Below are 24457 nucleotides of genomic sequence, written 5' to 3' on the forward strand. Positions count from 1 at the left end.
CGTTTCCTGTCCTGAAGTCGTTGACCGTGAGAGCACGCTAGCCCGCGGGCTTCCGATAGGTCCAATATCGTGTTTCAATCTCATGCATAGATGGAGCCTATGCATTGGCGATCAGCGGAACGGGGCTCGCGGCGTTTCACGCGGTGGCGCAGGCCGGCGGCTTCACGAAAGCCGCGCGGGCCAGGAACGTCAGCCAGCCGACGCTGTCGGCGCAGGTGCGGGCGCTCGAAGAGGCCTATGGCGTGCGCCTGTTCGACCGCGTCGGCCGGAGCGTGAAGCTCACCCCGCTTGGCCAGAGCCTTCAGGTCATCACCGCGCGTCTGTTCGCCGCGGAGGACGAAGCCGAGGCGCTGCTCGCGGGCGTTCGCACCCTGTCGCGCGGGCATCTCAGGATCGCGGCCGACAGCGCCGCCCATGTGATGCCCGCGCTCGGGCGCATCCGGGAGAAGCATCCGGGGCTGACCTTTTCGCTTACGATCGGCAACTCGTCGGACGTGCTGACCGAGCTTCTGAACCATTCCGCCGACGTCGGCGTGACGGCGAAGCAGACGTCGGATCCGCGCATCCGCTCGGTGCGGCTGATGAGCGACCGGCTCGTCGGCTTCCTGCGCGACGACCACCCCTTCGCCAGGCGCGACACGACGCCGATCGAGGCCTTCGAGACGCAGGACGTCGTGCTGCGCGAGCGCGGCTCCATCACCCGCGAGGTGTTCGAGGCGCGGCTCGCGGAGGCGGGCGTGCGCCCCGGCCATTTGCTCGAGGTCCAGACCCGCGAAGCCGTGCGCGAAGCGGTCATGACGGGTTTCGGAATCGGGGTGATCTTCAGCTCGGAGTTCCGCGAGGGCGAGGGGCTGAAAAGCGTGGAGATCACCGGCGCGGACCTGAGCGTCGCCGAATACGCCGTGTGCCTGGAGGAGCGGCGCCGCATCCCGCTGGTCCGCAGCTTCATGGACGCGGTGCAGGCCGACTAGGGCGGGGACGCCGGCCGGTCCCCTCTCCCGCAAGCGGGAGAGGGAAGACCTACCCCATCCGCATCAGCACGAGGGCGCAGACGATGAGCGCGGCCGCGCCGCCCGGCTCCATTGCAGCGGCTCCTTCAAGAGCACCACCGCGATGAGCGCCGCGAACAGCACGCTCGACTCCCGCACGGCCGCGACCAGCGGGATCGGCGCCACCGTCATGGCCCAGATCGCGATCCAGTATGAGCCGAGCGACATCGCTCCGCCCGCGAGCCCCTGGAGCAGATATGGGCGCATCGGCGCGAGGCCCGCCGCGCCGCGCCGCCAGAGCGCGTAGAGCACGAGCGGAAAGCCGTCGATCACGAACAGCGCCGAGGAATAAGCGTGCGGGTCGCCGGCGGTGCGCGCGCCGATCCCGTCGACCAGCGTGTAGCCGGAGATCATGAGCGCGGTGAGCCCGGCGAAGCCGAGCGCGACGGGGTCGAAGGCCTGGCCCTTCCGCCGCCCGAGAAGCGAGATCAGCATGACGCCGCAGAGCGCCGCGATCCCCGCCCCCTGCACGGGCGAGATCGCCTCTCCGACGAGCGCGACGCTTGCAAAGGCGGTCACGAGCGGCGCCCCGCCGCGCGCGATCGGATAGATCTGGCTCATGTCGGCGCGGGCGTAGGCGGCGGTGAGCGCGAGATAATAGCCGAGGTGGAGCGCGATCGAGGATGAGCCACGGCCAGGCATCGAGCTTCGGGAAGCCGAACCAGACGAGGCCCGGAAGCCCGACGACGCCGGCGCCGGCGGTCACCAGCGCCATGGCGAGGAACGGCTCGATCCTGAGCTTCAGGAACGCGTTCCAGCCGGCGTGCATCGCGGCGGCCGCGAGCACCGCGAGGAAGACGTGCGGCTCCATGCCGGTCGTCATGACGAATAGGATCTGCGTGCTTTAAGGCGCGCCGCGCTCTTGTCCCGGACCTGATCCGGGACCCAGAACCGACGCCGCTCGCCGGAAAGAGCGCTGTCGCAGGATCGCGGCGTTTCTCTTTCAGAGGCGGTCGGTTCCGGGTCCCGGATCAGGTCCGGGACAAAGGGGGGCGCGGTTCATGCGGTTTTCCTGCGCCGGTCAAGCGGCGCTTTGACCATCTTCGCCGCTTCCGCATCGCAGAACGGCGTCAGGCTCGCCGTCACGGCCATGAGTTCGCCCGCGACGTCGATCGCGAAACTGCGGGCGTCGAGCCAGCGCTGGTCGATCCGGCGATCCGCCCGGACCCAGGCGAGCGCCGCGATCCCGCCGAGCGTCGCGCAGAAGGCCGCCGACGTCACTTCCCCGACGGGCTCGCCGTCGGCCAGAAGGAGTTCGCCGCCCCAGACCATCTGCGCGCCGGGCTCAGGCCCCAGCAACGACACCAGCCGCCGCTTCGGCGTGACCCGCTCCTGGCGCGCGAGCGCCGAGCGGCCGATGAAGTCCGCGCCCTTGTCGAGCCGCACCACGCCTTCGAGCCCCGCCTCGTTGGGCGTGACGTCCGGCGAGGTCTCGCGCCCCCAGGCCCGGAACTCGATCCGCAACGCATCGAGCGCGTAGTGGCCGGCGTCTGAGGCCGAGATCCGCGCCGCCTCGTGGAGAGCGTCGTGGACGCCGAGCGCGAACTCCGTCTGGACGAACAGCTCGTAGCCGTGCTCGCCGGCGTAGGAGCGCCGCATCACGAGCGCGGTCTCGAAACCGACGGCGATCTCGCGCGCCGTCCCCGGCGGAAAGGCGGCGTCGTCCAGCGGCTCGTCGGTCAGCCGGCTCAGGATCTCGCGCGAGCGCGGCCCGGCCAGACCCAGCACGGCGAAGGCCGAGGTGACGTCGGTCAGCGTCGCGCGCGTCTTCGCGCCGGCGTTGCGGCCGATCCAGTCGGCGTCGCGCACGCCTTGCCCGGAGCCCGAGACGATCAGGAACGCGTCCCCGGCGAGCCGCGCGACGACGACCTCCGACTCGATCCCGCCGCGCGGGTTCAGCATCGCCGTATGGACGCTCTCCCCGACGCCGATCGCGACGTCGCCGGCGCAGAGCTCCTGCAGCGCGGGCTCCGCGTCCGGTCCCTCGAAGCGGTGCTTGGCGAAGGAGGAGAGATCGAACAGCGCCGCGGCCGTGCGGGCCGCCCGTTGCTCGGCCGCGCAGGCGTCGAGCCAGTTCGGCCGGCCGAAGCCGTAGGCGATCTCGCGGTCGTGGGCGCCGGTGGAGAAATAGTTCGGGCGCTCCCAGCCCATCCTGGAGCCGAAGACCGCGCCCCTGGCGACGAGGCGCTCGTGGAAGGGCGAGCGGCGGAACGGCCGCGCGGTCTCCAGTTCGCGGTTCGGCCAGGGCATGGCGTAATGCAGGCTGAGCGTCTCCGTCACGCGCGCCTTCAGCCATCGGGGATTGGCGTTGAACGGGGCGAAGCGGCGGATGTCGACGGGCCAGAGATCCTGCTGGGCCGACCCCGCCGCCATCCATTCGGCGAGCGCCTTGCCGGCCCCGCCCGCCGACGCGATGCCGGCCGAGTTGAAGCCCGCGCCGACGAACAGGCCGCGCACCTCGGGCGTCTCGCCGAGCAGGAAGTTGTTGTCGGGCGTGAAGCTCTCCGGGCCGTTCACCGTGGCGCGGATCGGCGCGGTCTCGAGCGCGGGCACGCGTTCGAGCGCCTTCTCCATCAGGATCTCGAACTGCTCGTGGTCGTCGGGCAGCAGCTGGAACTCGAAATCGTCCGGGACGCCGCCCATGCCCCAGGGCTTGGCGTGCGGCTCGAAGCCGCCCATCACGAGGCCGCCGACCTCCTCCTTGAAATAGACGTAGCCGTCGGGGGTCGCGCATCACCGGCAGGTCCGGCGTCACGCCCGCGATCGTCTCCGTGACGAGATAGAAGTGCTCGGCCGAGTGCAGCGGGATCGAGACGCCGCACATCTTTCCGAACTGGCGCGACCACTGGCCGGCGCAGATCGCGACCGTCTCGCAGGCGATGTCGCCGCGCGTGGTCGAGACGCCGCGGATCCGGCCCTCGCGGATGTCGACGCCGGTCACCCGCGTCTTCTCGAAGATCCTCGCGCCGCCCATGCGCGCGCCGCGGGCGAGCGACTGTGTGAGGTCGGTGGGATTGGCCTTGCCGTCGCCCGGCAGCCAGACGGCGCCGAGGAGATTGTCGGTCCGCATGACCGGCCATTTCTCGCCCGCCTCGCGCGCCGAAAACTCGTGGATCTCGACGCCTTGGGCGCGCGCCGAGGCGATGACGCGCTTCAAATGCGTCATGCGCTCCGGCGTGCGCGCCACGGTGATCGAGCCGCACCGCCGCCAGCCGGTGGCGAGGCCGGTCTCGGCCTCGAGTCCCGCATAGAGCTCGGTCGAGTCGCGGATCAGCCGCGTCATGGAGGCCTGCGCGCGCAATTGGCCCACGAGCCCGGCGGCGTGCCAGGTCGTGCCGCTCGACAGCCGTCCCTGCTCGAGCACCACGACGTCGCGCCGGCCGAGCTTGGTCAGGTGATAGGCGAGCGAGCAGCCGACGATCCCGCCGCCGATGACGACGACGGCCGCCTGGGAGGGAAACGAACCGGCGGATGGATGGGACATTCGGGAAGCCTCCAGCGTCGCCGCCGCTCCCTAGCCTAACCGCATCTCGCGTTCAATCAAAATACCACAAAAAACCACACTATAGCGCGTCGGCCACGATGCAGGCGACGCCGTGGGCGGCGAGCCCCGTCTGCATCCGCGCGGGTGGGGCCGCGTCGACCACGAGCGCTTCCGGCGCGCGCTTCGGCGCGATGCGCGCGACGCCCGCGCGGCCGAACTTCGAACTGTCGGCGACGTAGAAGCCGCGGGCGGCGCAGTCGAGCATCACGGCCCGCGTCTCGGCCGCCACGCGGCTGAACACGGTCACGTCGCCGTCCGGCGTCACCCCGCCGATGCCGACGAAGGCGAGATCGACGCGGTAGCGCGGTAGCGCCGCGATGACGTCGAGCCCGACCGTCGCCTCGTCGTCCGGATCGACCTCGCCGCCGAGCACGGTGACCTTCACGCCCGCCCGCGTGAGCGTCAGCGCGTCCCTCAGCGAGGTCGCGATCACCGTGACGTCGCTCGGCGGCGCCTTGGCGAGCGCGGCCGCGATCTCGTGGGTGGTCGACCCGGAGTCGAGCAGCACGACCATTCCGGGCTCGACCATCGCGGCGGCCGCGCGGCCGATCGCGGCCTTGCCGGCGGCGTTCTCCATAGCCCGCTCGGCGTAGGGCGGCTCCCCGACGCCGCGCTTCAGCGCGCCGCCATGGACGATGTCGAGCCGCCCCTGGGCCGCGAGCGCCTTGAGGTCTCGCCGGATGGTCTCGCGCGACACGCCGAACCGGTCGGCGAGCTCCTCCACGCTGACGCTTTTGGCCGTCTCGACGCTTTCGAGGATGTCGTGCAGGCGCCGTGCGGCGATCGGGCGGGGCATGGTGACGCGGAACTCCGGAAAACGCCCCAGCATGCGGAGCGGCCGCGCAGGTGGCAAGGAGACGAAAGCAGACGTGACAGGAGCTGCGTGCTTCGAGACGCCCGCATGCGCGGACTCCTCGGCATGAGGATCGGGGAGTTTCCTTCAGCCCTCCCGGTCCTCATGCTGAGGAGCGCCGAAGGCGCGTCCCGAAGCACGCCGTTCCTCCCAGTCTTTCTGAAGGCCCGACGCGACATGCCCCTGCCCTACCGCCCCAATGTCGGGATCGCGCTGTTTGACGCGCGCGGCCGCGTGCTGATCGCCCGGAGGCTCGACGACGACGGGCCGGAGGTGATCGGCCCGGGCTTTGAATGGCAAATGCCGCAAGGCGGGATCGACGCCGACGAGGACGCCGAGGCGGCCGCCTTCCGCGAGCTCGAGGAGGAGACCGGGGTGACGAGCGCCCGGCTGATCGGCGCCCATCCGGACTGGCTGACATACGAGTTTCCGCCCTATTCGGGCCCGCCGCACAAGCTCGGCGCGTTTCGCGGCCAGCGCCAGCGCTGGTTCGCGATGCGCTTCGAGGGCGAGGAGGCCGAGATCGACGTGACGCGCGCGACCGAAAGCGCGCCGCAGGAGTTCTCCGAGTGGCGGTGGGAACGGCTCGAGACCGCCATCGATCTCGTGGTCCCGTTCAAGCGCGAGGTCTATCGCAGCGTCGCGCGCGTCTTCGCAGGGCTTGCCGGCGCTTGAGCCGTCAGACGAAGAGCTTCACCAGCGCGAGGCTGAAGCCCGCCACGAACAGCGAGGCGGCGAGGCCGAGCGCGAGCGGCCGCCACCCCTTCGAGCGAAGCTTGGAGACGTCGGCCCCCATGCCCATCGCGGCGAGCGAGACGGTGAGCGTCGCGGTCGCGGCGATTCCGGCGGCGGTGACATCGGCGGGGATCGACGCGACGCTGTTCAGCGCCACCATGGCGACGAAGCCCAGCACGAACAGCGGGAACGGCGCGCGCGCCGCGTCTCCGCCGCCCGCACGGCGCAGCGCTGCGAAGGAGAGCGCGGCGACGACGGGCGCCAGCATCATCACGCGCACGAGCTTGGCCACCACGCCGGATTCGCCGGCCTCCGGGCCATGCGTGAAGGCGGCGGCCACGACCTGCGCGACCTCGTGGATCGAGGCGCCGGTCCAGACGCCATAGGCCTGCGCGTCGAGGCCGAGCGGGCCGGCGAGCATCGGATAGGCGAACATCGCGATCGAGCCGAACGCGGTCACGCAGGCGACCGCATAGGCGACGTCCTCCTCGGGGGCGCGCGTCACGGCGTTGGCGGCGGCGACCGCGGAGGCGCCGCAGATCGAGGTGCCGGCGGCGATGAGCTGCGTCAGTCCGGGCGCGACGCCGAGCCGTCTCCCGGCCCAGCTCGTGAACAGGAAGGTCGCGACGAGCGTGGCGACGATGGCGGCGAGCCCGCCGGCGCCGACCTCCGCGGCCTGGCCGACCGTGAGCTGGAGGCCGAGCAGCACGATGGCGGCGCGCATCAGCGTACGGCCGGCGAAGGCGAGGCCCGGCCGCGCCCAGGCGGGAACGCCGAACAGGTTGCCGGCCGCCATGCCGATCACGATCGCAAGGATGACGGGGCTGACCGGGGGCGCGACCGGCGAGGCGCGCAGGCCGTAGGCGGCGGCCGCGACGCCGCCCGCGAGCGCAAGGCCCGGCGCGACCTTCGCGGCGCGACGCCCGAGAGCCGCAAGGCCGGGGAGCGCGCGCGCCGAAGACGTCCTGTCCGAAAGGTCGAGGTCGTCCTGAACCGCCGACATGGTGATCTCCGCTACGTCGCGAAGATCACCCGCCGTTTATAATCGGTCCAATTCATTGTTCAGCGCGATATGTTCGATTTTACCGAATACATCGGCTTTGTTCCGTCACCTCTCAGGCGAGGTCGTCGATCACGCCGGTGAGGATCGAGCCGATCTCGGCGATCTCCTCCGGCTCGACGATGAGCGGCGGCGACAGCGCGATGACGTCGCCGGTCACGCGAACCAGCAGGCCGCGCCGGAACGCCTCCGTGAAGGCGTCGTAGGCCCGCTCGCCCGGCGCGCCCTCGCGCGGCGCGAGCTCGATGCCGACCACGAGCCCGAAGCGGCGGACGTCGATGACGTTGCGCGCGCCCTTCAGCCCCTCCCAGGCCTTGGCCCAGGCCGTCTCGAGCGAGGCCGCGCGGGTCAACAGCCCCTCGCGCTCGTAGATGTCGAGCGTCGCGAGGCCGGCCGCGCAGGCGACCGGATGACCCGAATAGGTGTAGCCGTGGAACAGCTCGATCATGGCCTCGGGGCCGGTCATGAAGGCGTTGTGGACCTCGCGCGTCGCGAAAACCGCGCCCATCGGCATGACGCCGTTGGTGATGGCCTTGGCGGTGGTGACGATGTCGGGCCGCACGCCGAAGAGATCGGAGGCGAAAGGCGCGCCGAGGCGGCCGAAGCCGGAGATCACCTCGTCGAAGATCAGCAGGATGCCGTGCCGGGTCGCGATCTCGCGCAGGCGCTTGAGATAGCCCTTGGGCGGCAGCAGCACGCCGGTCGAGCCCGCCATCGGCTCGACGATGACGGCCGCGATGGTCTCGGCGCCGTGGAGCTGGACGAGACGCTCGAGATCGTCGGCGAGCTCCGCGCCGTGCTCCGGCAGGCCGTCCGAGAAGGCGTTCTTCGCGATGTCGTGGGTGTGCCGCAGATGGTCGACGCCGGGCAGCGTCGGGAACATGCGGCGGTTGTTGAGCATGCCGCCGACCGAGACGCCGCCGAAGTTCACCCCGTGATAGCCGCGCTCGCGCCCGATGACGCGGGTGCGGGTTCCCTGCCCGATCGCGCGCTGGTAGGCGAAGGCGATCTTGAGCGCGGTCTCGACCGATTCCGAGCCGGAATTGGTGAAGAACACCCGGTCGAGCTTCTCGCCGCCGCCCGAAGGCGCGATCTCGGCGAGGCGTTCGGCGAACTCGAAGGCGATCGGGTGGCAGACGTTGAAGGTCGGCGCGAAGTCGAGCGTGCGGAGCTGCCGCTCGACCGCCGTCGCGATCTCCTCGCGGCCGTGGCCGGCGTTGACGCACCAGAGGCCCGAGGTGCCGTCGAGCACGCTTTTCCCGTCGACCGTCTCGTAGCGCACGCCCTTGGCGCTCGCGAGCAGCCGGGGGTCGGCCTTGAAGCGCCGGTTGGGCGTGAAGGGCATCCAGAAGGCGTCGAGGCTCGGCGCGTTCGGGCGCTGCGGCAGGTCGGCGATCGTCATGGGAAGAAGGCTCCTCGGCGGCGCGTCCGGGGCGCCGCCTCCACGTCATCGAGCAGCCTTTGTGTCCGATCCGGCGCGCGGCCGCAAACCGCGCGCCGGAACTTTCCGGCCCGCTAGCCCGACACTTCCTCGAGCGACTTGCCCTTGGTTTCGACGCCGAGGGTCAGCACCGCGATCGCCGCCACCACGAAGGAGCCGGCCCCGAGCGCGAACACGCCGGCGTTGCCGAGCGTCGGCAGCACCACGCCGATGATCGACGGGCCGATCAGCGAGCCGATGCGCCCGACCGCCGAGGCGCAGCCGGCGCCGGTGGCGCGCGCCCGCGTCGGATAGAGCTCGGGCGTATAGGCGTAGAGACCCGACCACATGCCGAACATGAAGAACTGCATGATGAGGCCGAACACGATCAGCATCGCGAAGCTCGGCGCGTTGCCATAGGCGTAGGCCGAGACCGCCGCGCCCACGAGCATCAGCGCGAGCGTGCCCTTGCGGCCCCAGGCGTCGATCAGCCAGGCCGCCGTGATGAAGCCCGGCACGCCCGCAAGCGCGATCAGGATGACGTATTCGGTCGACTTGGTGTTGGAACCCTTGCGCCTGCAGCAGCGCGCCGAGCCAGGTGGTGAGGCCGTAGAAGCCGAGCAGCGCGAAGAACCAGGTGAGCCAGATCATCACGGTGCGGCTGGCGTAGACGCCGCGCCAGAGCTCCATGAAGGAGAAGCCCCGTTCGCCGCGCGCGACCGCGGGCGCAGGGGTAGGCTCGTCGAGCTGCGCGCCGGCGGGAAGCCGCGCGAGCACCTTGCGCTCGATCTCGCCCATGACCTTCTCGGCTTCTTGCGCGCGTCCCTGGTCGGCGAGCCAGCGCGGGCTCTCGGGCACGAAGAAGCGCACGACGAAGAGGAACAGCGCCGGGATCGCCTGGCACAGGAACATCTCGCGCCAGGTGAAGTGGGTGAGGAAGAACCAGCTGAGGAGCCCCGCGGCGATGAAGCCGAGCGGCCAGAACCCCTCGAGGATCGCGAGATAGCGGCCGCGCTTCTTGGTCGGCACGAACTCCGACACGATCGCCAGCGCGACCGGGAACTCCATGCCCATGCCGAAGCCGAGCAGCAGGCGGGCGTAGCCGAGCGTCGAGGCGTCGGGCGCGTAGTAGCACCCAGGCTTCCCAGCCCCCAGAACACCATCGAGATCTGGAACACGAGCTTGCGGCCGATCTTGTCGGCGGCCATGCCCGAAATCGCCGCGCCGAGGAACATTCCGAGGAAGCTCATCGACGACAGGAAGCCGGCCTGCGCGGTGGTGAGGCCGAACTCGGTCCGGATCGAGCCGAGCAGGAAGGTGAGCGAGCCGAGGTCGATGGAGTCGAAGAACCAGGCGGTCGCGATGATCGCGAAGATCATCTTCTGGTAGCCGGTCATCGGCAGGCGATCGAGCCGGGCCGCGATCATGACGTCGGAAGCGGTCGTCGCGGCGGGCGCGGCGGCGCCCGCGGCCGCCCCGCCGGGCGGCAACGTGATGTCGGTCATGCGGTTCCTCCCCGGATCCGTTGATGTCCGGCCCTGGCGGACCGGCGGCCCTTTCGGCTCTTGAGAGAAGGCTAGGCTTCGATTTATAGAAATTCAACTGACATATTAGTCGTCGGCAACAGAATGCCGCGCTTGGAGCGTTCGCCGGGGCCATGCTAGGCGTGGAGGTGGGCGGACGCCGTCGATTCCGCCCGGGAGCCGATCGACATGAGCGTGACCACCGCTTCGCAAAGCCGCCCCGCACGGCGCGCGCGGAGCCGTGCGGGCGGACGGGCCGTCGTGAAGGCCGCCGAAGGCCCGACGCTCACCGAGCGCGCCTATCTCGCGCTCGAGGAGCTCATCACGACGCTCCAGCTTCCGCCGGGCGCGTTCCTGTCGGAGATGGCGCTCGCCGATCGTCTCGGCTTCGGCCGCACGCCGATCCGCGAGGCGCTCCAGCGGCTCGCGCGCGACGGGCTGGTGGTGGTCGCGCCGCGCCGCGGGATCCTGGTCTCGGAGATCAACCTCAAGACCCAGCTTCGCCTGCTGGAGACCCGCCGCGTGCTTGAGGCGCTGCTGGCGCGTCTCGCGGCTGAGCGCTCCGACGCCGCCGAACGGGCGCGCTTCGCGGAGATCGCAGCCGAGATGCGGGCGGCGGCGGACGCCTCCGACGATCTCGCCTTCATGCGGCTCGACCGCGACTTCAACGAGCTGGTGTCGAAGGCCGCGCGCAACGAGTTCGCGACCCGCTCGATCGCCACCATGGCGGCGCTGTCGCGGCGGTTCTGGTACCAGCACTATCGCGAGGTCGGCGACCTCGGCCTGTCGGCCCGGCTTCACGCGGAGGTCGCGGAAGCGATCGCGACCCGCGACGGCGCGGCGGCCGCGACGGCCTCCGACAGCCTGATGGACTACATCGAGAACTTCGCGCGCAAGACGCTCGACCTCTGAGCCACGGCCACCCTGGCTAGCCGTCTTCGTCCTGTCCGCCCTCCTGTTCGGCGAGGACGCGCAGGACGTCTATGGCGACGTCGCCGGTCTGGTAGCTCGAGACCATGATGTACTTCTGACCCCTCTCGCGAAGGTCGGTCAGAAGCGACAGCGCCTCGGTCGCCGTTTCGCACGAAACGTTCAGCTCATCGTCGAGTGGACCATAGGTGAGAACATAGGTCATCCAATCAACGTGGTGGATGACGCTCCCAATACAATCCAAAATTTTGCGTAGTCCGATCGCCTCTATCTATGAGAGCGATTGTATACAAGAAGCTGGCGCGCCAAGAACACGCTCGCCGTCAGACTTGCTTCCGCTTTTCGACCAGGGTCGCGAACTTCTCGAACTCCTCGTCTTTCACCGAGTAGGAGTGGTCGTCGTCGGGAAACGCGCCGGTCTTCACTTCGCGCACATAAGCCTCGATGCCCGCCACAGCGACTTCGGTGAGCTTGGCGTAGCGCTTGGTGAACTTCGGCTTGAAATCGGTGAACACGCCGAGCAGATCGTGGCAGAGCAGGATCTGCCCGTCGGTTCCGACCCCCGCCCCGATGCCGATGGTGGGGATCGTCAGCTGCTCGGAGATCAGCTTCGCGATCCGCGCCGGCACCGCCTCGAACTCCAGCATGAAGCAGCCGGCGTCCTCGATCGCGAGCGCGTCCTCAAGGATCTTGAACGCCGCATCGGCGGTCTTGCCCTGGATCTTGAAGCCGCCGAAATTCGCGATCGTGTGCGGGGTCAGGCCGATGTGGGAGGCGGTCGGGATGCCGGCGTCGACGAGCGCCTTCAGGATATGCGCCTGCGACTTGCCGCCCTGCGGCTTCACCGCGTCGCAGCCGCCCGTCTGCATGAAGCGCGCGGCGTTGGTCAGCGCCCGGTCGACGGTGGCGTAGCTCTGATACGGCATACAGCCGAGCACGAAGGTCTCGGGCGCGCCGCGGCGCACCGCCTCGGCGTGCATCACCATCATGTCCATGGTGGCCGGGATGGTGTTCTTGTGGCCATGCGCGATCATCGCGAGGCTGTCGCCCACGACCGCGACGTCGACGCCCGCCATCTCGGCCCAGCGCGCCGAGGTGTAGTCGGGCACCGACATGTAGACCATCTTTTCGCCGGTGGTCTTGGAGTCGCGGATCTCCGCGATGGTGCGCTTCTGGCGCGGCTTCTGGGCGGGGGCGTCCATGGGATGGATCCGAAACTGGAGAACGTGGAGGCGAACTGCGCGCTTCGAGACGCGCCTTCGGCGCTCCTCAGCATGAGGAAGGGGGTTGGCCCTCTCCGGCCCTCATGCCGAGGAGCCTGCGAAGCAGGCGTCTCGAAGCACGCAGCGCGGTCGTGAGCGTCAGGCTGCCTTAAGCGTCAGGCGGCCGCCGCGCCGTCGGAGGCGATCACGCTGTCGATGTCGGCCGACGTCATCTCCCACTCGTTCTGGAAGTTGGCCACCGCGTCCCGCATGAAGCGGGGGGTCAGCGCCGCGGCCTTGCCGGCGTCGCCCAGATGATCGAACAGCATCGCGAAGGCGAGCTGGCTCGGCGCGTCGCCCTCGTAGCTCCATTCGAAGTCGGCGCCGGCGAAGTCCTTCAGGTCGTCGCGCGCGGCGAGCGGCTGGCCGTCGACTGTGACCATGACGCCGTCGATGGTGCGGTCCCCGAAATAGGTCTTCATCGCGCCCTCCCCGCGGCGTCGCGGACGAGCGGCTTGCGGTCGGCCTTGGACTTCATCACCTCGGGGAAGATCCAGAGGCTGCCCATCGTGAAGGGCCCGAGGAACAGCAGCGCGATCTGCGGCCCGGTCTTGGCCAAGGCGCCCATGTAGAAAAAGCCGGCGATCGCCGCGAGGCCGACCACCACGGTCAGGCCCATCTTGATGTGGAACGGCATTTCGGTCCTCCCGGGGACAGTCTTGTTCTTGTCGGTTCAGGCGATGGCGCGCAGCGCGACGAGCGCGACGAGCGCCCCGGCGAGCGTCAGGGCGAGGCCCGCCGGCCCGTCGCGCCAGCGGCTCGGCCAGGCGTTGTAGAGGCCGGGCGCGAACAGCAGCGCGAGGCCCGCCACGATCACGAGGCTCGTCCAGCGCAGGTTCTCATAGCCGTAGAGGCCGGTCGCGATCGCGAGGCCCGCAAAGGCGAGCGCGGCTGCGAAAGCGAGCGCGAGCCGCGCCGGCCGCCCCGTCAGATCCGGCCGCGTGTCGAGCGGAAAGACGCCCGCGACCACGTAGAAGCCGAGGCTCGCGACGACGGAAAACAGCGCGAACCAGGCGAGCGCGACGACGTTCGGTTCGATCGTCTCCATGGACCTCTCCCTTGTGCTCGAACATGCGGGCGGCCCCGGCCGGCGCGGGCGACGCGCCGGCCGGGGCCGCCGCTCACTCCGCCGGCTGGATCTGGCCGGCCGACGGCGCCGCGCGGCCGGGCGTGCGGGAGGTCTTCCGCATGTCGGTCTTCACGTGTTTGGTCGAATAGCCGTTGAGCAGCGTGCCGACGAGGCCGCGGTTGAGGTCCGACGTGCCGAACAGCCAGTCCATGATCGGGAACGTCAGGTTCATGTTGCGCTCCATCATGATCGACTGGTCGTGATGGGCGGTGTGGTGGCGCCGGTTGGTGTTGATGAACGGGCAGTTCCGCACGAACCAGTTCTCGTCGACATGGCAGCAAAAGTGCATGAACTCGTAGATCATGTAGATCGACGTCGTGGTCGTGATGAACAGCCAGCCGACATTTGCGGAAAACACCCAGCCGAGCGCGATCGCGCCGGGGATCGACATCAGCGTGAAGGTGGCGAGCGCGTAGGGCGGAAAGAACGTCACGCGGTAGTCGCGGTGGTCCGCGAAGCGCATCTCCGTCTCGGTGAAGAACTGGTGATGCTGCAGCGTGTGGCGGTTGTAGACCGCGCGCGCCACAGGGTTCTTTGACGGGCGGTGCATCACGTAGCGGTGCAGCCACCATTCGAAGAAGTTGCAGAACAGGAACGTCACCGGGACGGTGGCGATCTCCAGCCAGGTCGGCGCCTCGATGTTCGACAGATAGATATAGAGCGCCGTGAAGCCGATCACGTAGATGATCGCGATGTGCAGGAAGCCGTTGTACCAGCCGGCGACGCGCTGCCGGTAGTTCGCGCGATAGTCGCGCTGGCGCTGCGTCATCTCGGTGCGGGCGATCTCCATAAAGTCCTCCTCGTCTGCGCCTGCCGCGGCGTCTGCGGCCGCTTCGTCACGTTCTAATATATCAGTGACGTATCAGTTCGCCTAGCCCTTTATCGCAAGCGCCGCCCCTCGTCCGCGTGCGGACGCGCGGCCGACCGGCGGGCAGCGTCGCGCAGGGGCCGACGCTGCCCGCCGGTCGGCGTCATTGCGCCGCAACATGCCGCCCTCCGCCCAAGCCGTCCTGCTGCGGACGGCGCGGACAGTCTCTCGCGAAGTCGCTCCGCCTCCCGGAAGATGTGATGCGCGCAGTCCCAAGATCTGATCGAGACCGCGCAAGCATTCTTTGTGACGCACTTCTCTGCCGCCACGGTCTTCGGCGTCGGCTTGTACGACTATAGGTTTTGGGATACGCCCGCTGCCTGCGGGTTTTCTCCGCGCAGCGTCGCCGCCGAACGGGCGGCGAGACTGTCCGGCCAGACGGCCCGAACCGGGTCGCCGACGAAGGAGCGAAGGTCGACGATGGAGTTCATCGAGCACGAGATCTCCGGCGTGTTGGAGATTCGCCCGAGGAAGTTCGAGGACTCCAGGGGTTATTTCGCAGAGACCTACAAGCGCTCCGCGCTCAAGGAACGCGGCGTCGACCTCGAATTCGTGCAGGACAACAAGTCGCTGTCGCGCGAGGCCGGCACCATCCGCGGCCTGCATTTCCAGCTCCCGCCCTTCGAGCAGGCCAAGCTCGTCAGCGTGCTGCGCGGCTCGATCCTCGACGTCGCGGTCGACATCCGCCGCGCCTCGCCGACCTTCGGGCGCCACGTCGCCGTGACGCTGACCGCGAGCGACGGCAACCAGCTGCTCATCCCGGCGGGCTTCGCCCACGGCTTCTGCACGCTCGAGCCGGACTGCGAGATCGCCTACAAGGTGAGCAACCCCTATGCGCCCGCGCAAGACCGCGCGGTGCTGTGGAGCGACCCGGCGCTCGCCATCGCCTGGCCGATCGCGCTCGCGGAGGCCAAGCTGTCCGACAAGGACATGCGCGCGCCGCTCCTCGCAGACGCCCCCGACCTGTTCTGACCCCGCCCAGCCCGCAGATCGCCTTCGAGGTCCCGATGTCTTCCCGCTTCAAGGACGCGCGCATCATCGTCACGGGCGGCGCCGGCTTCATCGGCTCCGCGGTCGTGCGCCATCTGGTGCGCGACACCGAAGCCACGGTGATCAATCTCGACGCGCTCACCTACGCCGCCAACCTCTCCTCGCTCGACAGCGTCTCGAACTCGCCGCGCTACGTGTTCGAGAAGGCCGACATCCGCGATCCGGCGGCGCTGCGCGCCGTGTTCGAGCGCCACCAGCCGACCGCGGTCATGAACCTTGCGGCCGAAAGCCATGTCGACCGCTCGATCGACGCGCCGGGCGTCTTCGTCGAGACCAACGTGCTCGGCACGTTCAACGTGCTGCAGGAGGCGCTGCGCCATTGGCGCACGCTCGCCGGCGAGGCCAGGGACGCCTTCCGCATGCACCACATCTCGACCGACGAGGTGTTCGGCACGCTCGGCGACGAGGGCTTCTTCACCGAAGAGACCGCCTATCAGCCGAACTCGCCCTATTCGGCCTCCAAGGCCGGCTCCGACCATCTGGTCCGGGCCTGGCACGAGACCTTCGGGCTGCCGACGGTGCTGACCAACTGCTCGAACAATTACGGGCCGTTCCATTTCCCCGAGAAACTCATCCCGCTGATGATCCTGCGCGGCCTGTCGGGCGAGGATCTGCCGGTCTACGGCCAAGGCTCCAACATCCGCGACTGGCTCTATGTCGAGGACCACGCGCGCGCGCTCACGGTCGTGCTGGAGCGCGGCGTTCCGGGGCAGACCTACGCGATCGGCGGCAACAACGAGCGCAAGAACCTCGACGTGGTCGAGACCGTCTGCGAGCTGCTCGACAAGCTCGCGCCGGGCCCGACCAAGCGGCGCGACCAGATCCGCTTCGTGACGGACCGCCCGGGCCACGACCAGCGCTACGCGATCGACGCCTCGAAGATCAAGCGCGAGCTCGGCTGGGAGCCCCAGGAGACCTTCGAGAGCGGCATCGAGAAGACGGTGCGCTGGTATCTCGACAATCGCGCGTGGTGGGAGCCGCTCGTCGACGCCAAGTCCGGCGGCGGCGCGCTCCAGCGTCGGGGCCACGGATGAGGCGCATCCTCGTCACCGGCGGCGAAGGCCAGGTCGGCGGAGAGCTGGTCCGGCGCGCATGGCCGGACGACGTCGAGATCACTGCGCCCAAGCGCGCCGAGCTCGACCTGACCGACGCCTCCGCGATCGGAGCCTATGTGGCCGCCGGGGGCTTCGCGGCGATCGTCAATCCCGCCGCCTACACCGCGGTCGACAAGGCCGAGAGCGAGGTCGCGCAGGCCTTCGCGGTCAACGCGCTCGCCCCTGCGGCGCTCGCGGACGCGGCGCGCGCGGCCGACATCCCGCTGGTCCATGTCTCGACCGACTACGTGTTCCGCGGCGACGCGAGCGCGCCTTACGAGACCGACGCCGAGATCGACCCGATCGGGATCTACGGCGCGAGCAAGGCCGCGGGCGAGTTCGCCGTGCGGCTCGGGCACAAGCGCTCCGTCATCGTGCGCACCGCCTGGGTGGTGAGCGCGCGGCGCGCCAACTTCGTCAAGACGATGCTGCGCTACGGCGCCGAGCGCGACCTGATGCGCGTCGTCGCCGACCAGCACGGCGCCCGACGTTTGCGGCCGATCTCGCCGAGGCGCTCGCGACGATCACGCTCAGGATGATCGACGACGCCCAAGCGCCCGCCGGCGTGTTCCACTTCTCGAACGCCGGGGCCACCACCTGGCACGGCTTCGCGCAGGCGATCTTCGAGGCCGCCGCCGCGCGCGGCGCGAAGACGCCGGCGACCCTCGAGGCGATCGCGACCGCGGATTTCCCCACGCCGGCGCGCCGTCCGGCCTATTCGGTGCTGTCGACCCGGCGGCTCGAGGACGCCTACGGGATCGCGCCGCGCCCCTGGCGCGACGGCCTTCCGGCGCTCGTCGCAGACATCATGGAGCAAGCGCAGTGAAGGGCATCATCCTCGCCGGCGGATCCGGCACGCGCCTGCATCCCGCGACGCTCGCGGTGAACAAGCAGCTGCTGCCGGTCTACGACAAGCCGATGATCTACTATCCGCTGTCGGTGCTGATGCTGGCCGGCATCCGCGAGATCCTGCTGATCTCCTCGCCCGAATATCTCGACAGCTACAAGCGCCTGCTGGGCGACGGCTCCGACTACGGGATCGAGCTCTCCTACGCGGTGCAGCCCAAGCCCGAAGGACTCGCGCAGGCCTTCATCATCGGGCGCGACTTCGTCGGAGACGACCAGGTGTCGCTCGTGCTCGGCGACAACATCTTCTTCAGCGCCAACCTCTCCGAGCAGCTCCGCGAGGTGGCGGCCCGCCGCGACGGCGCGACGGTGTTCGCCTATTACGTCGAGGACCCCGAGCGCTACGGCGTGGTCGAGATCGACGCCAGCGGACAGGCGATCGACATCGAGGAGAAGCCGACGCAGCCGCGCTCCAACTGGGCGGTGACGGGCCTCTATTTCTACGACAACGACGTGCTGGACATCGCCGCGGACCTCAAGCCCTCGGCGCGCGGCGAGCTCGAGATCACGGACGTCAACCGCGCCTATCTCGCCCGCGGAAAACTGTCGGTCGAGAAGCTCAGCCGCGGCGCAGCCTGGCTCGACACCGGCACCCATGACAGCCTGCTCGAAGCATCCGAGTTCGTGCGCACGCTCCAGCACCGGCAGGGCCTCGCGATCGCGTGCCTTGAAGAGATCGCCTATCAGAACGGCTTCATCACCTTGGAAGCGCTCAAAGTTCGCGGCGAGATGTTCAAGAAGACCTCGTATGGACGCCACCTGCTTCGCCTTGCCGAAACCGATGGCGTTATTTGACGCAACTGCCGCGCGGGCTGTTTCCGTAGGGTTGCGGATGGCGTAGGGTTCGGCTTCAAACGCCTGAACACATTCTCGGGCGCTGGTCGGCGGGCGGCGAGACCAGCGCGTCATCTGCGTCCAGGGGACGCGATTTGTTGGAGGCTCGTTGGCGATATGGACACCGCGAACAAGATTTTCGTCGGCTACGACAGCCGTGAGGACATCGCCTGGCAGGTGTGCCGCGGCTCGATCGAGCGCCACGCTTCGCAGGAGATCCCGGTCTATCCGCTCAAGCAGACCACGCTGCGCGAGCTCGGCCTCTACACCCGCCCCGCGGACAAGGGCGCCTCGACCGAATTCTCGCTGACGCGCTTCCTGACCCCCTATCTGGCCAACACCAGCGGCTGGTCGATCTTCGTCGACTGCGACTTCCTCTTCACGCGCGACGTCAACGAAGTCTTCCAGAACCTCGACCCGTCGAAGGCCGTCTACGTCGTCCAGCACGAATACACGCCCGCGATGGCGATCAAGATGGACGGCAAGTCGCAGTCGGTCTATCCGCGCAAGAACTGGTCGTCCTTCATCATCTTCAACGGCGCGAACGAGTACGTGAAGACGCTGACGCCCGACGTCGTCAACGCTTCCGGCCCGGCCCATCTCCACCGCTTCTCGTGGCTGCCGAGCGACGACCTGATCGGCTCGCTGCCGCTCGAGTGGAACTTCCTCGTCGGCGAATACGACAAGCCCGCGGCGACGCCGGCCGCGATCCACTACACCAATGGCGGCCCGTGGTTCGAGAACTGCGTCGACGTCGACTACGGCGACCTCTGGATCGCCGAGCGCGACAGCCTGCCGGCCCGCGCCGCGGCCGAGTAAGCGGCTCGACGCGCCACGAGCTGAAGAGCCGGACCCGTCAGCCGAGCGCGAGCAGGCGGGTCCACACGGCGGTCGCGTCGTCGAGACTGCGCGCCCGCGCGGCGGCCCCGCCCGCGGCCGCCAGCCGCCGCAGCCGCTTCGGCTGATCGGCGAGCGCGACGAGCGCCTTGCGCCAGGCGGGCGGGTCGTTCTCGAGCAGCAGGCCGTCGACGTCATGGCGGATCGCCTCGGCATAGGGCTCGACGCGCGAATAGACGCCTGCCGCCCCGAGCGAGGCGGCGTCCAGCATCTTGACCACGGACTTCGCGGCGTTGAACGGCGTCGCGAGCATCGGCGCGAGGCTGACATGGGCCGGCCGCGCCGCGGCGTAGGCCTTGTACTGCGCCCATTCCATCGGCTTGATCCGCTCGAAATTCGAAAGCTTCGCCAGCCGTCCCGGCGGCAGGCCGCTGACGAGTTCGAGCCGGACCTGCGGGCGATCCTTCAAGAGCCGCTCGAGCGCCGGGACCAGGAAATCGAAGTCGTCCCGATGCACGTCGGTCGCATGATAGACGACGCGGATCTCCGACAGGTCGTCGAAATGCGCGAGCGACGGCGCGGGCCGGATGAAAGGCGGCTCCAGCAGCACGGTCTTGCGCGACGCGAAGGTCTCGGCGAGGCGTTTCGACGACGCCATCAGACGGTCGCAGCGGCGCAGGAGCGGCGCGAAGTCCGTCGCCGTGAGCTCGATCATCCGGCGCCGGTAGCGGTGCGGCACGCCTTCGGCGTCGATCGCGGCGAGCGGATCGTCGTCCATGAGGTAGACGACGAAGGGGCGCGGATCGGCGGCGAGACGCGCGACCCATCCGGCCCCCGCCCGTCGTGACACGACCACGACGGTCCTCTCGTCGAGCCTGGTCTCGCGCAGGGCCTCGGCCGCGCCCTCCGCCTCAAGCGAGACGATCTCGAGCGGGATCCCGCGCGCGGCGAGCTCGGGCGCGAGCGGCGCGAGAACATAGAGCTCGTCGGTCGCGAACGGCCCCGGCCGCACCAGCACCACGCGGTCGATCACGGCCGGCGGCGGCCTCAGCCGAAACGCCGGCAGAGCGACGCCGAAGGGCGCGAGATCGTCGCTCGCAAGCGTCTGGGCAGGCTCGGGGAAGCCCTGGAGATGGGTCTTCAGCGTCTCCCGGCCGGCTGCGTCCAGCGGTTCGAGCGGACTCCCGGACGCGCCGAACGTTTCGACGCCCGCGAGCGGCTCGGTGCGGAACCCGCCATTGTCCCGGATCGTCAGGCCCCAGTCGGCTCCGGCGGGCGTCAGCCGGTAGGCGGCCGCCTCCTCCCGGCTCCCGTCACGGCGCAGCAGCGACAGACGGCGCCCCGCCTCGAGCGCCGCGGTGAAGGTCTCGAGCGGCGCGAAGGACGGGTCGGCGCCGGGCGTCAGGTCCCGGCCGTCCTCGTCCAGCACGCCGAGCAGCGTCGGCGCGCGAGCCGGATCGGCGTGATGCGCCCAGAGCTCGACGGGGCCGACTGCGACCGCCTCGGCCTCGAAGACGCCGCCCTCGTCGAGCTCGACTTCGACGACGCGATCGCCGGATCGAAGCTCGATGCGCGTCAGCCCCTCGTCGGACCGCGCGACGCCGGAGACCGTCGCCCCCGTCCGCGCCGCCTCGACGCTCACCGGCGCGGCGCGTCGGACCGGCGGCCGCCACCCCGGCCGCCACGCCGCCGCCTCGCGAAGCGCCACCTCGCCGCCCTCGCGCACGGACGCGCGGATCACGATGCGAAGCCGGCAAGCAAGATGCGAAACGTTGATTTCCGCGCGGTAGCGCACGAGCGCGCCGTCGCGTTCGAGGGCCGCGTCGAGGCTCGCCTGCGCCACCGAAACGCGAACCGCCTCCGCCACCGCGCCGGCGTCGCGGAAAACGCCCTCGACGACCAGGATCGGGCCGTCGATCATCGCGCCCGGCCGCGGGGTAATCAGCTCATGATCGACGAACAGCATCGCACGCACACGGCACGGGACCTTGATTCTGTCAATGCGACCGCAAGGCTTCGCCGTCGCCAGACCGCGTCACAGACAATCGAATCAAGGATAAACGAACGCCGGGGGATCGGGAACGACACGAAAAAAGCGCCCGATTACAAAGCCTGTTCTGGCGCGACAACGTGGCTCACGCCTGCGTCATCTGTGACGCGCACGCTCGGCCATGCGCGCAAGACCGCTTGACGCCGACTTCCGTCGGATGGGATGACCTCATCTGACATTGCGTGACCCGGACCGTCGATGCCGTTCGCCTACCGACTCGCCGGACTGGACGATGAGCAGCCTCAGGCGCCTGACCGCCGCGCCACGCTCGTGATCTGCAATCTCGGCGAGAAACTGGCGGCCCAACGGGCGCTCAAGATCGCGTCCGAGCTCGGAACGACGAGCGGCCGCGACGTCGTCCTGCTGAGCGAGACCCGCGCCCAGAAGGGCGACGGGCTGCTGTCGACCATCGAGGCCGCGACGCTTGACCGCCTCGCCGCCTACGACGTTCTCATCGCCATCGACCGCAACGAGCGCGCGAGCCTTTCGGGCCGCATGATCAGCGTGATCTGCAGCCTCAAGGTCGTGAACATCCGGCGGATCAATCCGCGGGGCAAGACGCGGCAATATGTTCGCCCCCCGCGCGAAGGCGCCAAGCGGGCGCTGTTCGTGTTTCCGGGCGTTTTCGCGCCGCCGCGCATCGGTTCGCACCAGCGCGCCTTCTCGACCTGCCTCGACCTGATCGAGGCCGGCTTCGACGTCGACGTCGTGGTGAAGCGCCAGGGACTGAAGCGCATCGACCGGGTGCGGCACTATTCCTGCTCTTCGCCAATCGGCTCGAGACCTACCAGGCGGGGAGCGAGGCGGCGGCTGAGGCGGCAGGCGACGAGGAGGCCGCCGCGCCGGCGAAGCTCTCGGTCGCCACCTCGGCTATTCGTTCGAGCGGCGCAGGGCCAACGACGTTCAACGATCGCGCCAAGTCGCTGCTCGCCGCGATGGCGGCGGAGACCCGCTACGACGTGGTGGTGGTGTCGTTTCCCCTGGATGCTGAGCGCCGTCGAGGACGTCGACCTCAACGGCGCGAAGCTCGTCTGCGACACCATGACGTCATCTCGAACCGCCAGCGCCAGCTCGCCGACGCCGCCGAGGCGGCGCCCGAGGCCGAAAGCCGCGCTCGAGCGCGACCTGCTCGCCCGCTGCGCCGCCGTGCTCGCGATCTCGCGCAGCGACGCCAAGATGTTCCGCGCCAAGCTCGGCCTCGACAACGTCGTGGTGCATCCGCTCAGCTACTATCCCACTGAGACGATCGCCCAGTGGCGCAGCATGGGCCGGCCGCTGGTGTTCGGCTTCATCGGCTCAGACATGGAGCCGAACCGCCGGGCGCTCCAGCATGTGATGTCGAATTGGTGGCCGGCCATCGAGGCGTTTTCGCCCGAAAGCCGCATCGTGATCGGCGGCGCGATCGCGCTGTCGCCGAGCCTGTCGCCCTACGTCCTCTTGCGCGAGAACGTCACTGTGGCGGGGCCCGTCGAGGAGGTCGGCCAGTTCTTCGACCAGATCGACGTCCTACTGTCGCCGACCGTCGTGCAGGGCGGCGTCAACGTGAAGAACGTCGAGGCGCTGCTGCGGCGCCGGCCCGTCATCGTCAACACGCTCGGCGCCCGGGATGCTGCGCTGGTCGCGCCGACGCGCTGCGAGACCACCGACGGGCTGGTCGCCCTGCTGAAGAAGATCGATCGCGGCGATCCGGCCATGCTCGCGGCCATCGACCAGTTGTTCGAAGAGGCCGCAGCCTATCACGGCAAGCCGGGCCTGCTCGAATGGGCGTGAGCGCCGAAACCGGCGCAGGCGGACGCGCGCGCCCCGTCGTCGTGATCCAGTGCGGCGACGCGTTCGAGAACAGAACCCGGGTGCTGCCGCTCGCCGTCGCCTGCCGCGCGCAGGGCTGGGATCCGATCGTGATGGTGAACGACCGGGGCGCGGCTGCGCTGTTCGCGCTAGCAGGGCTCGCCTGCGTCGCCGTGAGCGAGGTCGCGCCCGCCCGCGCTCGGAGGCGGACGTCGATCTCGACCTCGACCCCGACGACGTCTGCCCGCTGGAGCTGCGCATCCGCGCCCTTCAGGGGTCGCGCTTTGTCGAGCACCGAATGGAGCGACATCCAGCGACGCACCCAGACGCTCTGGAGGCTGCTCGACACGCTCGCCCCCCAGGCCGTGTTCGTCTGGAACGGCTTCACGGGCCTCTGGGCGAACGCTGCGCGCCTACAAGGCCGAGCGCGAGCTGCCGGGCGGCTTCATGGAGCGCGGCCCGGCGCCCGGCGAATTGTTCGTCGACCCGTTCGGCGTCAACGGCGACGCCTCGCTCGCCCGTGAGAGCGCGGCGCTCGCCTATTCGGCTTCGCCGGTCGCCGCCGCGGCGCCGCCGCGCGAAAAGATCGTGTTCGTGCCCTCCAGGTCCACACGGATTCGAACATCCTCCTGCACAGCCCTCGCGTGACGCGCATGCGCGACCTCGCGAATTTCGCGATCCGGTTCTGCGAGATCATCGGCGACGACTGGCGCGTCGTGGCGCGGCCGCATCCCGAGGAGGTTCCAGGCGCGCGTCTCAATCTTCCGATCGATCCGCGTTTCTCCGTCGACGCCGAGACGCCGCTCGAAACATGGCTCGACCGGGCCTCGATCTGCCTGACGGTCAACAGCAATGTCGGCCTGCTGGCGGCGCTGAAGGGGCTTGCGGTCGTCTGCCTCGGCGAAGGCCCTCTATTGCCGCCGGGGGTTCGTCGTGGCGGCCAGCGCTGCGAGCCGTCCAAGCTCGCCTCGACGGCGCTGGAGCGGCTCGGGCGCCGCGCCGAGATCGCGGCGGAGGCCGCGGCGTTCCGCGGCGAGCTCTACGCCCGGTCGCTGTTCTGGCCCGAGCAGCCGGCCGATCTTGCGGCCGCGAAGCTCTCGCGCCTCGGCCTGGCGCGCCTGGACGCGGGCGCGGACGCCGACACCGGCGGCGCGCCGGTCTACCGGCCCGGCGCCGCCTATCGCGCGATGCTGGAGCGGCTGAAGGCGCTGCGCGACGGCGACGGCCGCCTCGTCGCGAGCTTCGACTTCACCGTCGGCGACACACAGTTCCTGACCTATCGCCGCAACCGCGCGCCGCTGACGCGCGATCGCCTCGGGCTCGACCTCGAACGAACCTTCGGGCGCGGCGTGACGCTGAGCCCGGTCCATCGCGCGCTGGACGGGATCGGAGACGTCCTGCTCAGCCATTCCAAACGCGAGGCCGCGGACCCCGCTTCCTACGCGCTGGTGCTCGACGAGTTCGCGCTGCCGCACGCGCGGACCTATCTGCCCGCGCGCTGAGGTCTTCCGCCGCTACGACCGCG

Annotated in this window: 25 protein-coding genes and 4 pseudogenes; 12 read left to right on the forward strand and 17 right to left on the reverse strand. The window is 69.6% G+C overall.

Annotated features, from left to right (window positions below; translation table 11 throughout):
• The first annotated feature begins 104 nt into the window (after nt 1-104).
• Complete coding sequence (locus K6K41_RS08840; RefSeq protein WP_261404725.1) at nt 105-971, forward strand: LysR substrate-binding domain-containing protein; 867 nt, start codon at nt 105-107, stop codon at nt 969-971.
• Between the two features lie 63 nt (nt 972-1034).
• Here the strand turns inward: K6K41_RS08840 and K6K41_RS08845 are convergent, their stop codons facing one another.
• The 4 genes and pseudogenes from K6K41_RS08845 to K6K41_RS08855 all read right to left on the reverse strand — a co-directional run bounded on the left by K6K41_RS08845 (nt 1035) and on the right by K6K41_RS08855 (nt 5422).
• Nucleotides 1035-1691 carry a DMT family transporter gene (locus tag K6K41_RS08845; RefSeq protein WP_261404726.1) on the reverse strand — a complete coding sequence of 219 codons (657 nt, stop codon included), beginning with the start codon at nt 1689-1691 and terminating at the stop codon, nt 1035-1037.
• 357 nt (nt 1692-2048) lie between these two features.
• Nucleotides 2049-3422 carry a glycine cleavage T C-terminal barrel domain-containing protein gene (locus tag K6K41_RS30295; protein WP_428978600.1) on the reverse strand — a complete coding sequence of 458 codons (1374 nt, stop codon included), beginning with the start codon at nt 3420-3422 and terminating at the stop codon, nt 2049-2051.
• 60 nt (nt 3423-3482) lie between these two features.
• Nucleotides 3483-4533: pseudogene (locus K6K41_RS30300) on the reverse strand (NAD(P)/FAD-dependent oxidoreductase); the annotation flags it as partial.
• A gap of 79 nt (nt 4534-4612) precedes the next feature.
• Entirely contained in the window at nt 4613-5422 is an 810-nt protein-coding gene (locus K6K41_RS08855; protein WP_261404727.1) for a DeoR/GlpR family DNA-binding transcription regulator, read from the reverse strand.
• 201 nt (nt 5423-5623) lie between these two features.
• Here K6K41_RS08855 and K6K41_RS08860 point away from each other — a divergent pair, with 201 nt between their 5' ends.
• Entirely contained in the window at nt 5624-6121 is a 498-nt protein-coding gene (locus K6K41_RS08860) for an RNA pyrophosphohydrolase (protein WP_261404728.1), read from the forward strand.
• Nucleotides 6122-6125: 4 nt separating this feature from the next.
• Here K6K41_RS08860 and K6K41_RS08865 read toward each other — a convergent pair whose 3' ends face one another.
• The 5 genes and pseudogenes from K6K41_RS08865 to K6K41_RS29390 form a co-directional block, all read right to left on the reverse strand.
• The gene (locus K6K41_RS08865; RefSeq protein ID WP_261404729.1) at nt 6126-7184 is read right to left on the reverse strand and encodes a YeiH family protein; all 1059 of its coding nucleotides are present in this window, start codon (nt 7182-7184) and stop codon (nt 6126-6128) included.
• Nucleotides 7185-7296: 112 nt separating this feature from the next.
• Nucleotides 7297-8643, reverse strand: coding sequence for an omega-aminotransferase AptA (gene aptA, locus K6K41_RS08870; RefSeq protein ID WP_261404730.1), 1347 nt, complete (start codon nt 8641-8643; stop codon nt 7297-7299).
• 113 nt (nt 8644-8756) lie between these two features.
• Nucleotides 8757-9179, reverse strand: a complete 423-nt coding sequence (locus K6K41_RS08875) for an MFS transporter (protein WP_261404731.1) — start codon at nt 9177-9179, stop codon at nt 8757-8759.
• A 103-nt stretch (nt 9180-9282) separates the two neighbouring features.
• Nucleotides 9283-9735, reverse strand: a pseudogene (locus tag K6K41_RS08880) (MFS transporter); the annotation flags it as partial.
• 116 nt (nt 9736-9851) lie between these two features.
• Nucleotides 9852-10166, reverse strand: a pseudogene (locus tag K6K41_RS29390) (MFS transporter); the annotation flags it as partial.
• 207 nt (nt 10167-10373) lie between these two features.
• Between K6K41_RS29390 and K6K41_RS08890 the strand changes: the two are divergent.
• Complete coding sequence (locus K6K41_RS08890; protein ID WP_261404732.1) at nt 10374-11096, forward strand: GntR family transcriptional regulator; 723 nt, start codon at nt 10374-10376, stop codon at nt 11094-11096.
• Between the two features lie 16 nt (nt 11097-11112).
• On the opposite strand, the gene K6K41_RS08895 is transcribed toward K6K41_RS08890, so the two are convergent.
• The 7 genes from K6K41_RS08895 to K6K41_RS08925 form a co-directional block, all read right to left on the reverse strand.
• Nucleotides 11113-11319: a hypothetical protein gene (locus tag K6K41_RS08895; protein WP_261404733.1), complete on the reverse strand. Its 207-nt coding sequence runs from the start codon at nt 11317-11319 to the stop codon at nt 11113-11115.
• A 118-nt stretch (nt 11320-11437) separates the two neighbouring features.
• The gene (gene panB / locus K6K41_RS08900) at nt 11438-12316 is read right to left on the reverse strand and encodes a 3-methyl-2-oxobutanoate hydroxymethyltransferase (protein ID WP_261404734.1); all 879 of its coding nucleotides are present in this window, start codon (nt 12314-12316) and stop codon (nt 11438-11440) included.
• Nucleotides 12317-12492: 176 nt separating this feature from the next.
• On the reverse strand, nt 12493-12798 hold the full coding sequence (locus tag K6K41_RS08905; protein WP_261404735.1) for a DUF6166 domain-containing protein: 306 nt from the start codon (nt 12796-12798) through the stop codon (nt 12493-12495).
• On the reverse strand, nt 12795-13013 hold the full coding sequence (locus K6K41_RS08910) for a hypothetical protein (RefSeq protein WP_261404736.1): 219 nt from the start codon (nt 13011-13013) through the stop codon (nt 12795-12797). The genes K6K41_RS08905 and K6K41_RS08910 overlap by 4 nt, the downstream gene beginning before the upstream one ends.
• 36 nt (nt 13014-13049) lie before the next feature.
• On the reverse strand, nt 13050-13424 hold the full coding sequence (locus K6K41_RS08915; RefSeq protein ID WP_261404737.1) for a hypothetical protein: 375 nt from the start codon (nt 13422-13424) through the stop codon (nt 13050-13052).
• Between the two features lie 73 nt (nt 13425-13497).
• Nucleotides 13498-14295: a sterol desaturase family protein gene (locus K6K41_RS08920; RefSeq protein WP_261404738.1), complete on the reverse strand. Its 798-nt coding sequence runs from the start codon at nt 14293-14295 to the stop codon at nt 13498-13500.
• 371 nt (nt 14296-14666) lie between these two features.
• Nucleotides 14667-14804 (reverse strand): hypothetical protein, encoded by a 138-nt coding sequence (locus tag K6K41_RS08925; protein WP_261404739.1) that lies wholly within the window; start codon nt 14802-14804, stop codon nt 14667-14669.
• Here K6K41_RS08925 and rfbC point away from each other — a divergent pair.
• From rfbC to K6K41_RS08950, 5 genes and pseudogenes are all read left to right on the forward strand, one after another.
• Nucleotides 14794-15345, forward strand: coding sequence for a dTDP-4-dehydrorhamnose 3,5-epimerase (rfbC, locus tag K6K41_RS08930; RefSeq protein WP_261404740.1), 552 nt, complete (start codon nt 14794-14796; stop codon nt 15343-15345). The two genes, K6K41_RS08925 and rfbC, sit on opposite strands and share 11 nt — an antisense overlap.
• Before the next feature lie 35 nt (nt 15346-15380).
• A complete protein-coding gene (gene rfbB / locus K6K41_RS08935) occupies nt 15381-16457 on the forward strand; it encodes a dTDP-glucose 4,6-dehydratase (protein ID WP_261404741.1) in 1077 nt (358 codons plus the stop codon).
• Nucleotides 16454-17343, forward strand: a pseudogene (gene rfbD, locus K6K41_RS08940) (dTDP-4-dehydrorhamnose reductase). The gene rfbB and the pseudogene rfbD overlap by 4 nt, the downstream one beginning before the upstream one ends.
• On the forward strand, nt 17340-18218 hold the full coding sequence (gene rfbA / locus K6K41_RS08945) for a glucose-1-phosphate thymidylyltransferase RfbA (protein ID WP_261404742.1): 879 nt from the start codon (nt 17340-17342) through the stop codon (nt 18216-18218). The pseudogene rfbD and the gene rfbA overlap by 4 nt, the downstream one beginning before the upstream one ends.
• A gap of 156 nt (nt 18219-18374) precedes the next feature.
• The gene (locus K6K41_RS08950) at nt 18375-19076 is read left to right on the forward strand and encodes a glycosyltransferase (protein ID WP_261404743.1); all 702 of its coding nucleotides are present in this window, start codon (nt 18375-18377) and stop codon (nt 19074-19076) included.
• A gap of 37 nt (nt 19077-19113) precedes the next feature.
• Here K6K41_RS08950 and K6K41_RS08955 read toward each other — a convergent pair whose 3' ends face one another.
• Nucleotides 19114-21060, reverse strand: coding sequence for a glycosyltransferase (locus K6K41_RS08955; RefSeq protein WP_261404744.1), 1947 nt, complete (start codon nt 21058-21060; stop codon nt 19114-19116).
• Between K6K41_RS08955 and K6K41_RS08960 the strand changes: the two genes are divergently transcribed.
• The 4 genes from K6K41_RS08960 to K6K41_RS08975 all read left to right on the forward strand — a co-directional run bounded on the left by K6K41_RS08960 (nt 21043) and on the right by K6K41_RS08975 (nt 24434).
• Nucleotides 21043-21285: a hypothetical protein gene (locus K6K41_RS08960; protein ID WP_261404745.1), complete on the forward strand. Its 243-nt coding sequence runs from the start codon at nt 21043-21045 to the stop codon at nt 21283-21285. The genes K6K41_RS08955 and K6K41_RS08960 overlap by 18 nt on opposite strands.
• A gap of 57 nt (nt 21286-21342) precedes the next feature.
• Nucleotides 21343-22914: a glycosyltransferase family 4 protein gene (locus K6K41_RS08965; protein WP_261404746.1), complete on the forward strand. Its 1572-nt coding sequence runs from the start codon at nt 21343-21345 to the stop codon at nt 22912-22914.
• Entirely contained in the window at nt 22911-23456 is a 546-nt protein-coding gene (locus K6K41_RS08970; RefSeq protein WP_261404747.1) for a hypothetical protein, read from the forward strand. Before K6K41_RS08965 ends, K6K41_RS08970 begins: the two co-directional genes overlap by 4 nt.
• A 129-nt stretch (nt 23457-23585) precedes the next feature.
• Nucleotides 23586-24434 (forward strand): hypothetical protein, encoded by an 849-nt coding sequence (locus K6K41_RS08975; protein ID WP_261404748.1) that lies wholly within the window; start codon nt 23586-23588, stop codon nt 24432-24434.
• Nucleotides 24435-24457 lie beyond the last annotated feature (23 nt).

Source organism: Chenggangzhangella methanolivorans, assembly GCF_019797865.1.
Taxonomy (GTDB): Bacteria; Pseudomonadota; Alphaproteobacteria; order Rhizobiales; family Methylopilaceae; genus Methylopila; species Methylopila methanolivorans.

Coding starts and splice junctions, on each gene's coding strand:
- K6K41_RS08845 (WP_261404726.1), bottom strand. CDS start 1,691: ATGCCTGGCCGTGGCTCATCCTCGATCGCGCTCCACCTCGGCTATTAT.
- K6K41_RS30295 (WP_428978600.1), bottom strand. CDS start 3,422: ATGGCGGCGGGGTCGGCCCAGCAGGATCTCTGGCCCGTCGACATCCGC.
- K6K41_RS08855 (WP_261404727.1), bottom strand. CDS start 5,422: ATGCTGGGGCGTTTTCCGGAGTTCCGCGTCACCATGCCCCGCCCGATC.
- K6K41_RS08860 (WP_261404728.1), top strand. CDS start 5,624: ATGCCCCTGCCCTACCGCCCCAATGTCGGGATCGCGCTGTTTGACGCG.
- K6K41_RS08865 (WP_261404729.1), bottom strand. CDS start 7,184: ATGTCGGCGGTTCAGGACGACCTCGACCTTTCGGACAGGACGTCTTCG.
- aptA (WP_261404730.1), bottom strand. CDS start 8,643: ATGACGATCGCCGACCTGCCGCAGCGCCCGAACGCGCCGAGCCTCGAC.
- K6K41_RS08890 (WP_261404732.1), top strand. CDS start 10,374: ATGAGCGTGACCACCGCTTCGCAAAGCCGCCCCGCACGGCGCGCGCGG.
- K6K41_RS08895 (WP_261404733.1), bottom strand. CDS start 11,319: ATGACCTATGTTCTCACCTATGGTCCACTCGACGATGAGCTGAACGTT.
- panB (WP_261404734.1), bottom strand. CDS start 12,316: ATGGACGCCCCCGCCCAGAAGCCGCGCCAGAAGCGCACCATCGCGGAG.
- K6K41_RS08905 (WP_261404735.1), bottom strand. CDS start 12,798: ATGAAGACCTATTTCGGGGACCGCACCATCGACGGCGTCATGGTCACA.
- K6K41_RS08910 (WP_261404736.1), bottom strand. CDS start 13,013: ATGCCGTTCCACATCAAGATGGGCCTGACCGTGGTGGTCGGCCTCGCG.
- K6K41_RS08915 (WP_261404737.1), bottom strand. CDS start 13,424: ATGGAGACGATCGAACCGAACGTCGTCGCGCTCGCCTGGTTCGCGCTG.
- K6K41_RS08920 (WP_261404738.1), bottom strand. CDS start 14,295: ATGGAGATCGCCCGCACCGAGATGACGCAGCGCCAGCGCGACTATCGC.
- rfbC (WP_261404740.1), top strand. CDS start 14,794: ATGGAGTTCATCGAGCACGAGATCTCCGGCGTGTTGGAGATTCGCCCG.
- K6K41_RS08925 (WP_261404739.1), bottom strand. CDS start 14,804: ATGAACTCCATCGTCGACCTTCGCTCCTTCGTCGGCGACCCGGTTCGG.
- rfbB (WP_261404741.1), top strand. CDS start 15,381: ATGTCTTCCCGCTTCAAGGACGCGCGCATCATCGTCACGGGCGGCGCC.
- K6K41_RS08950 (WP_261404743.1), top strand. CDS start 18,375: ATGGACACCGCGAACAAGATTTTCGTCGGCTACGACAGCCGTGAGGAC.
- K6K41_RS08960 (WP_261404745.1), top strand. CDS start 21,043: ATGATCGACGAACAGCATCGCACGCACACGGCACGGGACCTTGATTCT.
- K6K41_RS08955 (WP_261404744.1), bottom strand. CDS start 21,060: ATGCTGTTCGTCGATCATGAGCTGATTACCCCGCGGCCGGGCGCGATG.
- K6K41_RS08965 (WP_261404746.1), top strand. CDS start 21,343: ATGCCGTTCGCCTACCGACTCGCCGGACTGGACGATGAGCAGCCTCAG.
- K6K41_RS08975 (WP_261404748.1), top strand. CDS start 23,586: ATGCGCGACCTCGCGAATTTCGCGATCCGGTTCTGCGAGATCATCGGC.